We start from the raw sequence: 13,755 nt of genomic DNA, 5'->3' as shown, positions 1-13,755 counted from the left end.
GTTAATAGCGTGCCTTTATGGCTATGACCATCGGTGCTTACGCTCCAACCCAAGTGTAAGGCGACCTCATTCTGACGAATTTGCGCGCCCCCACCTCATCCAGAAGTTGGTCTTGTAGCGCGTCTGATTTTTTTATGGCCTCAACGCGATCCAGCGCTAAATGCTCACCGTCTCGCACAATTGTTTTGCCACGCACCAGGACCCGGGCCACGGCGTCTGTGGAGGGGCCATTGCCATAAATGAGATTGGGGATGAGCGCCGCCGGCGGCGACATCTGTGTCTCGCCACGGCGGTCAATCAAAACGATGTCCGCGTCTTTACCGGCTTCGAGAGAACCAATTTTATCATCCATATTGAGCGCTTTCGCACCGCCGATGGTTGCCAATTCAAGCGCCAATTCTGCGCTGCCAAACAACATTTCATAGCCGGTCCATTTCGTTCCCGTATCCCCCATCTGTTTGCGGTGCTGGTCGCCCATGCGTTGAGCCGTGAGAAAAGCCCGAAGCGCCGTCCACAAATCATGACCATAAGCCACAACCGGCCCATCAAGCCCAATGCCACAGGTCACGCCGGCCTCCAGAAAGGCCCGGGAGTCAAAGTCGACCAAGCCGAGGACTTGCTCCATATCTGGCACCAGCGCGATGGATGCCCCACGCGCCTTGATCATGTCTGCCTCGCCTGGGCGCAGGTTTTGCGCATGGGCGGCGATCACGTTGGGGCCAAGTATACCTTCATGATCCATCCACTCAAAAGAACCACCTTCCCACCCGCGACGTTCGGCCAGATATTTCGTATCCAGCACCGACGGGGCATGCACATCAAACTGGCGGTCATTATCAACCGTCCATTGCCAAATGGCTTTAAACTCATCTGGTGTGCAATAGGTGATACCGATGGTTGATGCCGTGACCATGGTAAATTCATTTTCCCATTCAGATTTTACGCGCTCGGTCTCAGCTAGGCCGACATCCAAATCTTCTCTAAACCCTTTTGGTGCATTATCTGGGTCACTGAGGATCAGCCTCGCCATGCGACAGCGCATGCCGGAGTCACGCACCGCCCGCAACACACCATCAATTGAGCGTTTGTGGGCGTGGGTGAAGTGATCATCCGCTGTTGTCGTCACACCACGCCGCACCAGATCCAACACCGGCGGCAGAGCAGACACGTAAGATCGCTCTTCATCGCACGCCCCGGTCATCGGGTAATAAAAGCCAAATAGCCGTTCTTCGAATGTGGTGCCTTCGGCCATACCTCGGATGCAGCCCTGCACCAGATGCGCATGCACGTTTACCAAACCGGGGATGACGATATGCCCATCCCCGCCCAGGGTCTCAGTGGCTTCATAGACGCAGTCAGAGGCTGGCCCTGCCTCAACGATCAGGCCGTCATTGACCGCAACATAACCGTCCAAATAAGCATGGCGTTGCGGGTCCATCGTAATGACTGTGCCATATAGAAGTGTATCGCAGGTTTTCATCCGGCCCGTTACCTTGTTTTATGAAATCCGAATCTGGTTATGATTAAGCCCTGATTTCACCTAGCCGCCAACAGGTGAGCGCGGCATCATCGCCCTCAACGATCATCTGTGGAACAATAAACCCGATTATGCCCTGGGATGGATAACCGCTTATGACTGACGCCCCAATCGCTGCCAATTCTATGCCATTGCGTTTGAGACTCGGTTGGGGGCTTGGCAGTCTATCCATGTCGGCCATGTTCAATGCGGTCAGTCTGTTGCTGTTGACCTTCCTGATAGAATTCGTTGGCATTCCCGCGGTGACAGCAGGTGCTTTGATATTGGTGTCGAAAATTTATGACGCCGTGACAGACCCTTTAATGGGCGTTTTAAGCGACCGCACCAAAAGCCGGTGGGGTCGACGGCGGCCATACCTGATGCTCGGAGGTATATTGGCCGGATTGTCGTTCATGATGATTTTCACTGTCCCCGCTTTTGAGTCTCAGAACACACTTCTTCTCTATGTGTTTGTTGCCCTACTTCTGAATGCGACCGCTTATACCGTATTCAATGTTCCCTATCTGGCCATGCCCGCAGAAATGACCAGCAGCTATGATGAACGGACATCCTTGATGTCTTTCAGAGTCGGTGCAATCGCTGGAGGGCAGTTATTGTCCTCCGTGCTCGGCCCGGCCGTCATCGCGTATTATGGCGGTGGGCTGCTTGGCCATTCGGTGATGTCAGTCGTTGTCGGCATTGCGGTTATTGCGGTGTGCACGATCTGTTTCTGGTCGACTCATGATGCCAAATTCACTGAACACACAACAGATCATAGTCATTCCCTGCGCGATCAAATCAAACTGGCGGCTGGCAACAAACCTTTCGTCGTTTTACTTATGGTCAAGTTTACCCAGCTGTTCGGATTCTCAATTTTTATCGCGGCGTTACCGCTTCTGTTCACACGCATTCTGGGCGTAACTTACGCGGATCTTGGGACGTATTATTTGTTCCAGGCGGGCGCAACCATCGCCTCGCAGCCTTTTTGGGTTGCACTCAGTAAAAAATTTGGCAAGACCAACTGCTACTACTTCACATCAACGATTTTCGCGCTCGCTTCTGCCTCCTGGGTGTTTGGCGCAGCAGCAGATCCTCACTGGTATATAGCACTACGTGCTGTCATTACGGGCATAGGTGCAGGCGGCTTGTTATTGATCGGGCAATCGCTATTGCCCGATACGATTGAACATGATTTTCGCCGTACCGGCCTCCGTCGCGAAGGCATATTTGCGGGTGTCTACACGACCATTGAGAAATTCTCTTTTGCCTTTGGTCCAGCCGTTCTTGGTTTGCTGCTGGGTCTTATGGGATGGGTTGAGTCTCAAGGCGGTCAGCAGGCAGCGCAATCCGCGCAAGCCCTGATGGCCATTGATATCGCGATGCTGGTTCCGGCCGTAACGCTGGTTCTGAGTTGTCTTTGTTTGTCGCAGTATTCGTTAGACCGGGATAAAATTGATGCTCCAATTTCACCCTCAACAACTACGCAAACTTAACCGCATAGACTGGCGGCAGGTGGGCGCTTACCAGCACCCAACTATTCCCTGAACTATCGCTACTCCACAGTGAGCCGGTGGTTGAACCCATAAGCAACTGCGTACCCGTATCATTGACAGCCAGGCCATGACGATACACCAAATCAAAGGCTTGATCTTGCGGCAGTCCATCGCGAATCACTTCGAAAGATTTGCCGCCGTCTTTGGTGCGTGTGACGACCACTTTGCCATCGACCGGATACCGCGCTGAGTCTTTAACCGCAGGTGCAAACCAGGCGATGTCCGGGTTTTCAGGGTGGACAGCAACGGTAAACCCAAATTTTGAAACCGCGAAATCTGTGATTTCGGTCCAGGATTCTAAGTTATCTTCACATTTAAAAATCCCGTTGTGATGTTGAATCCAGTAGACATCCGGAGCACTGAGACATTGGACCATGATGTGCGGGTCTTGCGTCACCGGATCAAACTCTGCTTCGGGCGGCACATATTCCGCACGCAAGCCGTGCGATCCGATCCGCCACGATTCGCCATCATCCTCTGTGACCCACACACCTCCACAAGACACGGCAATTGCAACGCGCCAGCTGTTACGCGGGTCCACACAAATGGAATGGATCCCCGGCTCATCCATGCCGCCGCCAAACCACTTCTCCCGCTCGGGCCGGTTCCATAAGCTCTCGTTGAGAACCCAGGTTTCGCCGTGATCATCGGACCGAAAGAGCCCCCCTGGCAGAGTTCCGGCCCAAAGCCGGCCGGGTTGATCTGGTCCGCCAGCTTCCAGAGTCCAAAGCAACGACAAGGCCGGGGCATCAGGGCAATCGCTTTTGGGATATTTCGGCGGCTCGAGCTCTTGCCACGTCGCCCCTGCGTCCTGCGATCTATGTAATTTGACGCCGAAATGTCCCAGATCCAAAGCAGCGTACAGCGTGCCATCCCGCGCATCGTGCAGAACATTGGTCACAGGCTCGCCCAAAAAATGCGTACAACGGTGAGTCCACAGATTGTCTTGACGCGTATACTCAATGAGTCCTTTTCGGGTGGCCGCAAACATTCGGTTGTTCATGATCGCCCCTTTCGCCTGCTACAAACACCCACCGGACAACGCTTGGAGAACATGAATTTCTGTTGAGGCCCCAACGGGACAATCCAACGCCGCCTGTCCACGAACTAAAGTGCCGTCAATGAAAATGGCGATATGCTTGCGCACCCGCTCTTGATCATCAAGCACATACCCTTTGAGTTTTTGATGGGAGCGCCATACGCACTCAAGCACTTGGCGCACCGTTCCTCCGCCCACCTGCAGCGGATCAGGTGGGGCGACAGTGCTCAGATGTGCTGTAAAATGCACCACAGCCATAGACTAAAATCTGACCTCAGGTTTGCGTCTTGGATGTTATGGTGCAGGATGACCAATACTGATGCAATCTCAAAAATGTGACATGCCTAACACTGATCTTAAATCTTTGTTTTCACGTGGCCTTTATATTCATGCTCCAGATCAAACGCTGACGCATTTCTCGGGCTGCTTGATTGAGGGCTTGTTGGACCTCGGCATTGGCGTAAAGACCAATGCGACACAGGTTACGTCACGCCCGGCCTCCGCGCCTTTGAAAGACTTTGATCTCTCAACCATTCACGCGGAACCGCTTACCGGGTTCTCAGCTTATTTGGTGGATATTTCAGCGCATAATACCTTCATTACCTTTGAAGGCGTTGAGCCAGCGCCCGTGGCTTACATCACCACCAGTGACATCAGTATTTTCAGTGAGGTGCCCAACCCTCATATTGTATTTGTCGCCCATGACAGCACAGCTGCCGTGAAACCGGGTCAGCGCATTCCAATCGCCTTCGGGTTGCCTAAACATCTATGCGATACATCCAAGAATGTTCTTCCGACCGGCCAACGCGATCAAGTGGTGCTCGACAGCTTTCGCCCAACCCTGCACCAAGGTGTGCGGGCGCTATTGGAATTAGCCTTTACGCCAGTGTTATCAAAGAGCATCCCGGTCACTAAGCTCAATGCGCCGCCGGCGCGCTACATAAAGACTCTGGAAAATACAGCCCTGTGCCTGGCCTATGGCGGCGAGTTTTACAGTCCGATCATGGGTAATCATTGGTTTAAGAATCATCAGCCAACTCTGTTCGCACAACACACCTTCGAACATATTGAAACGGCAGCCGTATTGAGGTGGGACAGTTGGCGGTTTTGGGAGGCCCTATCCTGCGGGTGCATCCCCATCCATCTCGATTTTGAGAAGTACAGTTTTAATCTGCCAATCACGCCCAAGGCATGGACCCATTATATCCCCTTAGACCTCTCGGACTTATCTGAGTCAGCTGATGCGATTTGGGAACGTCGTGCGGAGTGGCCTAATATAGCTAAAGCTGGACGAACTTGGGCCATTGAACATTACGCCCCGGCACCAACAGCGCAGCGCATTCTGAGCGCCCTAGCGGATGTATTGCCCTAACACTGATATTCGTTAGCATATAATGATAGCGCATCAAAAGAGGATGGATCATGGCGTTTAAGCACGAGCAATGGTCGTCAAGCACAACATTTTTAATGGCCGCCGTCGGCGCCGCCGTCGGCCTTGGCAACATTTGGCGCTTTCCTTACATGACCGGCACCAACGGCGGTGGCGCATTTGTTCTCATTTACCTTGCCGCCGTGATCCTAATTGCCATTCCCGTTCTGATTTCAGAAACCATGATTGGCCGCCACGGCCATATGAGCGCCCCTGTCTCGATGCAAAAGGCAGCAGAAGAAGTCGGCGCTTCAAAAAACTGGGGCGTCGTCGGGTGGTTTGGCGTTGCTGCAGCGTTTCTTATTCTATCGTTTTATAGCGTCATCGGCGGTTGGGTCATTGCCTATGTGCCCAAAACTATTTCCGGTGCGTTTACCGGCATGGATGCTGCCGCCGTAAACGCAGACTTCAACACCTTGCTGGGCAGCCCGGGCGTCGTTCTATTCTGGCATACGGCCTTTATTGCTGTGACTGTCGCCATCGTGATCCGTGGCATCAAAGCGGGTTTGGAACGGGCGGTGAGCATTATGATGCCTGCCCTATTTGTGATGCTTTTGCTAGTGGTTGGCTATGCCATTGCCGCTGGGGATTTTGCCGCGGGGCTTGCGTTTCTTTTTAGCCCTGACTTTTCAAAAATAGACGCCGACGTGGTTCTGGCTGCCATCGGGCAAGCTTTTTTCTCCATTAGTGTCGGCATTGGGATCATGTTTACTTATGGAGCTTATCTGCCCAAAAACATTCCGCTGCCGCGGGCCTGTGCTTTGATTGCGATTGCCGACACGGTGGTTGCTATTTTAGCTGGCCTCGCCATTTTCCCAATCGTATTCGCCAATGGCCTGGATCCCGAAGCAGGGCCTGGTCTAGTGTTCGTGACCTTGCCTTTAGCTTTTGGCCAAATGCCTGGCGGCACGATCATCGGGACAGGTTTTTTTGTGTTGCTGGCTTTTGCAGCTCTAACGTCAGCGATCTCACTCTTAGAAGTGCCAGTCTCTTGGCTTGAAGAACGCCAGGGATGGACCCGAAAGCGAGCAACACTATCCATCGGCGCGGCGGTCTGGGCAGTTGGGGTTTGCTCTGCCCTATCCACCAGCATCTGGGCTGATGTTTACCTGTTAGGATTCATCGAACGCTTTAAGACAACCGGTATTTTAGATTTGGTCGACTATATCACTGGCCAAGCGCTCTTGCCCTTAGGTGGCATGTTGATCGCTATTTTTGCGGGATGGTGGATGAAATCGGACGTTCTGACTCAAGAATTAGGCATGAGCGGAACCGCCTTTAAAGCATGGCGCTTCCTAGTGCGATTTGTCTGCCCCGTGGGTATTTTCTGGGTTCTAGCTTCGGCCTGGTTATAAGTGCTCGCCTGCACAGGACGTTACTCCAAATCGTACTGTGCCCTTTGGCCGGCTAACAAGTCACTGAACGCAATCGTCTGAACTAAAGGTTCTTTTTTGCGTACCAAACCAGCCATGCCATCCACAATGACATTCACAACCACTGGACCATCGCATACCGCCTTGTAGGCTTTCTTCATTTTGGCATCTAGCTCAGCCGGATCTTCGACCTTCAAGCCAAGAGCACCATAAGCCTCGCCAATCAACTGATAGTCATTGTGGCCAAGCTCGCAGTTGACCACTTTGCCCAGTTGCATGATCTGTCCATGTTTCTCCGTGCCCCATGCGCCATCGTTACAAATGACGGTGAGTAGCGGCAAGCCTGCCTGCACCGCGCCGTTGATCTCACTGCAGTAAAAACCAAACGCACCATCTCCGGACACAAGCACGACGGGGCGTGGTTTTTTACCGGTGTGTTCTGCTTCCTCTTTCGCAGCAGCCGCCGCGCCCACAGCCAAAGGCAGCACCGTTCCCATACAACCGACCGGATAATGATCGAGAAACGAGCGCTCCGTTTTGACGCGCAGGAATCCATGCATCCAGTTTTGGGTATCCGCGCCGTCGCCCGCATAGATCGCGTTTTTTGGCATATATGCCGTGACCGCACGCGCCATATCAAAGGGCTGAATCGGCCCGCCGGCCGGACTCGTGGCCAACTCTTGAATGCGGTCCAAGCGCGGTTTCATCGCTTTATTGATCCACGCCGGTGCAGCTTTTGGCTTGGTTTTGAGTTTCTTCAACGCCTTATGCAAAAACAGCACGGCTTGTTTGGCATCACTGACGACAGGCACATGAATAGGGCGGTTGCGGCCAATTTCTTCAGGGTGAACATCAATTTGAATGAACTTCGCGTTCTTATCGAAACGCGGCGCAAGGCCATAGCCCATGCGTTGCGTCAGGCGCATCCCCAGCACCACGACCACATCCGCCGGCGCGGCAGACCCGTTGGCCAAGGGCCAGGAATAACTGAGCACATCATCTTCCGGCACGAGGCCCCGACCGAGCGCATTGGCAAAGATTGGAATATTAAAGACCTTCGTAAACTTGCGTAGTGCATCCCCGGCGCCCGACAAAGCCGCGCCGGACCCTGCAAGAATAAGAGGGCGCTTGGCCTTGGACAGTAGGAGCGCAGCCTGGGCGATGGCGTCTGCATCCGGCTCAAACGTCGGCGCAACGGTGGCGTCCGGGTTGATACCCTCAGCATAGTTGATGGCTTGAGTTTGAAACCCATTTGGCACTCCAAGCACAGCCACGCCTGGGCGGCCCGACAGCGCATGCCGTGCGGCCACCTCAATATATTCCTGCAGCCGGTCAGCATCGGGAACCAGTTGGCAGTATTTCACGAACGGCGACACCATATTCAGCACGTTGGACGGGTAACCGCCCTGTGCATCGGCGCGATTGCCGTAGGGCATCGTGAGTAAAACTATCACCGGCGAGCAGGCTTCCTGGGCGGTCAGAATGCCCGTCATGGCGTTGGGCAAGCCGTGCTCTGCATTGATTAAAGCTACACCCAGCTTGCCGGTGACACGTGCATAGCCATCCGCTGCGCCAACGGTTGCGGACTCATTGCGACCAGAGATGACTGAGATTTTGTCTTTCACTAATTCAATCAACAATGGCCCATGCGCAGTCCCTGCCAGACAAAAGGCGGTTGTGAGGTCGTATTTTTTAAGCGCCCTAAGAATAAGCTGCGCACCAGTCATCTGATTTGATTTCGCTGGCATGAGTCTTCCTTTGCTAAACTTCTGTCTGATTTATGCGACGTCAGGGGTGTGATGAGTTTTCAGGCTAGAAACCAAGTCTTCAAAGGCCACGGTTTGAACCCGCGGGTCCTGCTTGCGGACAAGCCCTGCCATAGGATCAGTGAGCACATTCACCACACTAAAAGTATCAGCGGCAAAGGCACGCTTTAATGCAGCTCCAACATCAGATGGAGATTCAACCCTCTCACCGCGTCCACCGAACATCTGCCCGATCAAATTGTAATCCCACTGTCCAAGTTCACAGTTGATAGCTTTGCCGACCGCATTCAGTTGACCATGCTTTTCGGTGCCCCAGGCGCCATCATTAGAAATAACACACACCAGCTTCAAACCAGCGAGAGATAACGCATTGAACTCGGCAGCATAAAAGCCAAACGCACCGTCGCCGGTTACAAGAACAACTGGGCGTGGCGGTTTGCCTGTTGCTTCACTTTGATCACGAGCCGCGGCAGCAGCGCCGATGGCTAGGGGCGTGCCGATTCCCATAGACCCTAGCGGATAATGATCCATGAATCCGCGCGCGCTGCGAATACGCAGAATGGCGTGCATCCAATTTTGAATATCTGCGCCGTCACCAACGTAGATGGCGTTGGCTGGCATCTGTTTCATCAATTCGCGGCCAATGCGATAGGGATGCACAGGGCCGTCTTTTTCTTTGCCCAATTCTTCGATCCGCGCCAGCCGCGCTTTCATGGCTGTGTTGACCCAGGTCGGCAATTTTTTCGCGGCAGATTTTCGTATACGTAAAGCTTTGCTCAAAGCCTCGACCGTCAATCGTGCATCACCGACCAGCGGCACATCAACAGGCCGGTTGCGGCCAATCTCTTCGGCCTCCACATCAATTTGAATAAACTTCGCCGATCCATTGAACCTCGGCGCCAGACCATAGCCCATGCGTTCGGTCAGACGCAGACCAACAATTAAAACAACATCCGCATCTTTTGCGGCCACCTGGGCCAGCGGCCAGGAAAACCCCAATTTCAGGTCTTCCGGCACCAACCCACGGCCCAAAGCGTTCGCCAGAACCGGCACGTTATGAGCCTGAGAGATTTCCCGTAACGCATCCCCTGCGCCAGATAAGGCAGCCCCGGTGCCTGCTAAAATCATGGGCCGCTTCGCACGGGCCAACAGATCTGCAGCCTGATCAATTGCAGCCTTGCTCGGCACAGAAGGTTCCATCGGCACCGGACTGACCGTTTGAACAGCGTCAACCGCCTGCCCTTCGAAATGCTGCGGGATGCCCAAAACAGCCACACCAGGGCGTCCGCTTGTGGCATGCCGCGCCGCGGCATGGACGAACTCTTCCAAACGATCGGCTGCTGGGACGCTGCGCACCCATTTGGCATAGGGCTTCACCATATCCAGCCAGTCGTTCGGCCACTCATCTGCGGCTTCACGTTTCGGGTCCGGCAACATGGAAACCAAAACCACCACTGGCGAGCACGCTTGATTGGCCGTGATGATACCGGACATGGCATTCGGCAACCCCTGGTCCGCCTTGATCAACGCCACACCTAAGGTGCCGGACACTCGGCTATAGCCGTCGGCCACGGCAACGGTTGCCGTTTCGTGACGGCCAGAGACAATACGAATGTTGTTGTTCTCAAAGGCAAACAGAAGGTGCGTATGCGCCGTGCCAGACAAACAGGCCACAGTGCGCACGCCATAACCTGCCAGCGCCTTAGCAATAACTTCTCCACCATTCACTTGGTTGGACTTAGCGCGTGAGGTTTTCTTGGTCGTCCCAGCCATGCATCTTGCCTTTGATTTATGAAAATCTGACTTGATCAGCAGTCAAAGACATCACGAATCAAAGACAATGACTTGCCGTACGGTTTCGCCAGCCGCCAGACGATCAAAGGCCACGTTGATGTCTTCCAAAGTGATCCGGTCTGACATCAGACGATCTACGGGTAACTTGCCCTTCTTATAAAGGTCAATGTAAGTGGGAATATCGCGCACGGGCACACAACTGCCGAGGTAGCTACCTTTAAGGGTGCGCTCTTCGCCAACCAGTTGGACAGGTGGAAGACTCATGCGTTTGTCAGGATGCGGCAAACCCGCCGTCACGGTTTCACCACCGCGCGCGGTAATCGCCCACGCCAACTCCAGAGCTGGAACCGACCCTGCCATTTCAAAGGCATAGTCCACACCGCCACCAGTGAGTTTTTTAATCTGCTCGACAGCATCCTTATCGCTGGCATTGACCGTATCTGTCGCCCCTAGCTGCCGTGCCAGAGCCAATTTGTCATCGCGAAGATCGACAGCGACGATCTGTTTCGCCCCCGCCAATACTGCACCGAGGAGAGAGTTTAAACCAACACCGCCAAGTCCAATGACCGCAACCCGCGCCCCGGGTGTAACCTTGGCCGTGTTTAGAACCGCACCAACACCCGTAATCACAGCACAGCCAAACAAAGCAGCTTCTTCGAAGGTGAGATCTTTATCTATTTTGACGCATGAGGTCTCACTGACGACTGCATGATCTGCAAAAGCAGAGACGCCTAAATGATGGTGAACGTCTTCTTTGCCAGCATGTAACCTCCGCGCGCCAGACACCAAAGTGCCAGCCCCATTTGCAACCGCACCGGGTTCGCAGAGCGCCGGGCGACCCTCAGCGCAGGGCACACAGTGTCCACAACTGGGCACGAACACCAACACCACATGATCACCAACAGCAAAGCGTGTGACTCCGCTGCCGACTTCTCTAACGATCCCAGCCGCCTCGTGCCCCAGCGCCATGGGCGTTGGTCGGGGTCGATTGCCGCTGATCACAGACAGATCAGAATGACACAGACCAGCAGCTTTCACTTGGATCAGAAGTTCCCCAGGCCCAGGACCATCAAGCTCTAGAGTTTCCACTTTAAGAGGCTGACTCTTTGCATATGGCGTCTTCGCCCCCATCTCATGCAATACTGCGGCCTTAATTTGCATGTCGCCTCCTTGCGTTTTTGCGATTCATTTTGATACATGTGTGGCGGGCATTGTAGACGCTCACCGCGTCATGCCAAGATCAACCTCCTCAGATTTGATCCCTTGTTCCATTTAAACAGAAGAACTTATGAATTCATTCACTTGGTATATTGGATTGGCCCTTCTGTTTGGCTTAGTCCTCATATTATCGGTGCCGAGCGAGAGCGCCGAAGATGAGTACCTTGGCACGGTCGGGGCGGCCACGTTCCCAGGCGATATCGGCGAGCAGATCTGGCTCGATTACGAAAAAACCGTACTGGAACGCTCGGGTGGTGAAGCGCGGTTGCGGATGCTGATCCGGGGCGAAACTGGCGGCGAAGAGAGCCGCATGCCTGCCTTGCTGCGGGGTCGCGTCCACATTTCAAGCTTCAGTGACTCGGGCATGTCGCGTGTGGTACCGGAGTTTGGCATTCTCACCGCCCCTTATCTGTTTGAAAGCCTGGAAGAAGTTCATTTTGTTGTCGATAACTTCTTGAGAGAGCCGTTTGCGGAACTCGCTAAAGACACAGGCTTTGCCATATTAAATTGGCAGGATGTGGGCTGGTTAAATATCTATGGCGCGAAGCCCTTGCTGACACCTGCTGATACAGCGGGCTATCGCATGCGATCTTTGCAGTCGACGGCTTCCATACTGTTCTTACAAGCCATCGGTGCAGACGTCATTCATATTCCCCGAACAGATTTAGTCTCCAGCCTCCAAACCGGATTGGTGGAAGGCGGAGAGTCGTCGCTGGTTCTGTATGCAACTGGCGGTGAAGCAGAGTACGCCCAGCACATGACTCTCACACAACACGCTCGGCAATTCGGATTTAGCATCGTCAATCGGCGATGGTTCGAAAATCTCTCTCCTGAATTCCAAGAGATTATTGCCACAAGTTTTGGGCCAGAGTCTGAGCAGCGAGAGATGGCTTTAGAATTGATGCGTGAAGAAACGGATAGGCTGTCTACGATTGGGGCCAGAATTCACACACTGACAGATATACAGCGGTCTGCGTTCCAGACTCTTGCCCAACGCAATCAGCAGGTTTTAGTTGAAGAGATTGGTGGCCAAGCCACCGCGATATACGAACTCATTCAAGAAGGTAAGTCTGCTTTCGCAACCCGCTGATGAAGATCAGAGCCCAACTCAGAATCAGGTTCCGGCACAAGCTGCGTGGTCATTACCGCTTCACGATACACAACAAATATTCCAGCGCCCGCAATCATGAGCATGCCCAGAACGGTCCATTGATCCGGTAGTTCATCGAAAAACCAATACCCAAACAACACCGCCCAGATCAGGCCGGTATACTCCAAGGGGGCCAGAACAGGCGGCGAGGCGTAACGGAACGCCAACGTGAGGCAGAGGTGCCCTAGTCCAGCGCACAGCCCCACAAACAACATGGCCGACCAGGCAACCGGCGTTGGAGGAGTCCAGTCCAATAGGGATAAAAGGCCAGACACAATAAAGATGCCGATCAGGGGATAGTACGTAAGCGAGGCCAAGCTTTCTTTATCACGATTAGTGCGATTGGACAGAATCAGCATGGCATACCCAAACGCTACAGTGACCGCGAGCACGGCAATTGGATTAAAGATACCCATGCCAGGCCTGACAATGGCCAGCATACCTGCAAAGCCAATGCTCACCGCAATCCAGCGCCGGCGTCCTACTTTTTCACCCAGCAACGGCACAGATAAAGCCGTAATGATGAGCGGTGCGACCATTAAAATAGCACCAAGATCCGCCAGCTTCATCCGGCCAAGCGCAAAAAACCACGTGTAACTAATGGTTACCATAAGCAAGGTGCGCCAAACATGAACCCAAGGCCGTGTTGTATATAAAGCCCTAAACCCGCCGTTTTTGATCAGCAACGGACTTAAGACCAACATCGCAGTGATGCTGCGAATGAAGTTCACCTGCTGCAGGCTGTAATCGGCCACAGCCCATTTCACAATCGCATCCATAGCCGTCATGGTCAGCATGGCGCCAATCATCAGGCCAATGCCAAACGTCTTGTTTTCTTGGGCGATTGGGGCCATCGACTGGCTCATGCTCTCTCCATCAATATCCTGAATTCAGGACACCTGAGCGGTGCCCTAACG

Annotated in this window: 11 protein-coding genes; 4 read left to right on the top strand and 7 right to left on the bottom strand. The window is 53.6% G+C overall.

The window, feature by feature from the left end; genetic code table 11:
- Positions 1-37 precede the first annotated feature (37 nt).
- The gene (locus RIC29_12730; GenBank protein ID MEQ8735784.1) at positions 38-1,480 is read right to left on the bottom strand and encodes an amidohydrolase family protein; all 1,443 of its coding nucleotides are present in this window, start codon (positions 1,478-1,480) and stop codon (positions 38-40) included.
- Between the two features lie 152 nt (positions 1,481-1,632).
- On the opposite strand from RIC29_12730, the gene RIC29_12725 reads away from it, so the two are divergent.
- Positions 1,633-3,009, top strand: coding sequence for an MFS transporter (locus RIC29_12725; protein MEQ8735783.1), 1,377 nt, complete (start codon positions 1,633-1,635; stop codon positions 3,007-3,009).
- On the opposite strand, the gene RIC29_12720 is transcribed toward RIC29_12725, so the two are convergent.
- Positions 2,996-4,072, bottom strand: a complete 1,077-nt coding sequence (locus RIC29_12720) for a hypothetical protein (GenBank protein MEQ8735782.1) — start codon at positions 4,070-4,072, stop codon at positions 2,996-2,998. The two genes, RIC29_12725 and RIC29_12720, sit on opposite strands and share 14 nt — an antisense overlap.
- Positions 4,073-4,090: 18 nt before the next feature.
- Positions 4,091-4,366 (bottom strand): MoaD/ThiS family protein, encoded by a 276-nt coding sequence (locus RIC29_12715; GenBank protein ID MEQ8735781.1) that lies wholly within the window; start codon positions 4,364-4,366, stop codon positions 4,091-4,093.
- Positions 4,367-4,427: 61 nt separating this feature from the next.
- Between RIC29_12715 and RIC29_12710 the strand changes: the two genes are divergently transcribed.
- Entirely contained in the window at positions 4,428-5,480 is a 1,053-nt protein-coding gene (locus RIC29_12710; protein MEQ8735780.1) for a hypothetical protein, read from the top strand.
- A gap of 50 nt (positions 5,481-5,530) precedes the next feature.
- Complete coding sequence (locus tag RIC29_12705; protein ID MEQ8735779.1) at positions 5,531-6,892, top strand: sodium-dependent transporter; 1,362 nt, start codon at positions 5,531-5,533, stop codon at positions 6,890-6,892.
- 20 nt (positions 6,893-6,912) lie between these two features.
- On the opposite strand, the gene RIC29_12700 is transcribed toward RIC29_12705, so the two are convergent.
- The 3 genes from RIC29_12700 to RIC29_12690 are packed head-to-tail and all read right to left on the bottom strand — an operon-like array spanning position 6,913 to position 11,631.
- On the bottom strand, positions 6,913-8,658 hold the full coding sequence (locus tag RIC29_12700) for a thiamine pyrophosphate-binding protein (GenBank protein ID MEQ8735778.1): 1,746 nt from the start codon (positions 8,656-8,658) through the stop codon (positions 6,913-6,915).
- 30 nt (positions 8,659-8,688) lie between these two features.
- Entirely contained in the window at positions 8,689-10,449 is a 1,761-nt protein-coding gene (locus RIC29_12695; protein MEQ8735777.1) for a thiamine pyrophosphate-binding protein, read from the bottom strand.
- Positions 10,450-10,500: 51 nt separating this feature from the next.
- Complete coding sequence (locus RIC29_12690; protein ID MEQ8735776.1) at positions 10,501-11,631, bottom strand: zinc-dependent alcohol dehydrogenase family protein; 1,131 nt, start codon at positions 11,629-11,631, stop codon at positions 10,501-10,503.
- Positions 11,632-11,758: 127 nt separating this feature from the next.
- Here RIC29_12690 and dctP point away from each other — a divergent pair, with 127 nt between their 5' ends.
- Complete coding sequence (gene dctP / locus RIC29_12685; GenBank protein ID MEQ8735775.1) at positions 11,759-12,778, top strand: TRAP transporter substrate-binding protein DctP; 1,020 nt, start codon at positions 11,759-11,761, stop codon at positions 12,776-12,778.
- Here the strand turns inward: dctP and RIC29_12680 are convergent.
- The gene (locus tag RIC29_12680; protein ID MEQ8735774.1) at positions 12,745-13,704 is read right to left on the bottom strand and encodes a DMT family transporter; all 960 of its coding nucleotides are present in this window, start codon (positions 13,702-13,704) and stop codon (positions 12,745-12,747) included. The two genes, dctP and RIC29_12680, sit on opposite strands and share 34 nt — an antisense overlap.
- Positions 13,705-13,755 lie beyond the last annotated feature (51 nt).

This window comes from Rhodospirillaceae bacterium, from assembly GCA_040219235.1.
Lineage (GTDB): Bacteria > Pseudomonadota > Alphaproteobacteria > Rhodospirillales > Rhodospirillaceae > WLXB01.
The sequence above is the reverse complement of the archived record's forward strand: the minus strand, read 5'-3'. Positions and strand labels throughout refer to the sequence as shown.

Coding starts and splice junctions, on each gene's coding strand:
- RIC29_12730 (MEQ8735784.1), bottom strand. CDS start 1,480: ATGAAAACCTGCGATACACTTCTATATGGCACAGTCATTACGATGGAC.
- RIC29_12725 (MEQ8735783.1), top strand. CDS start 1,633: ATGACTGACGCCCCAATCGCTGCCAATTCTATGCCATTGCGTTTGAGA.
- RIC29_12720 (MEQ8735782.1), bottom strand. CDS start 4,072: ATGAACAACCGAATGTTTGCGGCCACCCGAAAAGGACTCATTGAGTAT.
- RIC29_12715 (MEQ8735781.1), bottom strand. CDS start 4,366: ATGGCTGTGGTGCATTTTACAGCACATCTGAGCACTGTCGCCCCACCT.
- RIC29_12710 (MEQ8735780.1), top strand. CDS start 4,428: ATGCAATCTCAAAAATGTGACATGCCTAACACTGATCTTAAATCTTTG.
- RIC29_12705 (MEQ8735779.1), top strand. CDS start 5,531: ATGGCGTTTAAGCACGAGCAATGGTCGTCAAGCACAACATTTTTAATG.
- RIC29_12700 (MEQ8735778.1), bottom strand. CDS start 8,658: ATGCCAGCGAAATCAAATCAGATGACTGGTGCGCAGCTTATTCTTAGG.
- RIC29_12695 (MEQ8735777.1), bottom strand. CDS start 10,449: ATGGCTGGGACGACCAAGAAAACCTCACGCGCTAAGTCCAACCAAGTG.
- RIC29_12690 (MEQ8735776.1), bottom strand. CDS start 11,631: ATGCAAATTAAGGCCGCAGTATTGCATGAGATGGGGGCGAAGACGCCA.
- dctP (MEQ8735775.1), top strand. CDS start 11,759: ATGAATTCATTCACTTGGTATATTGGATTGGCCCTTCTGTTTGGCTTA.
- RIC29_12680 (MEQ8735774.1), bottom strand. CDS start 13,704: ATGAGCCAGTCGATGGCCCCAATCGCCCAAGAAAACAAGACGTTTGGC.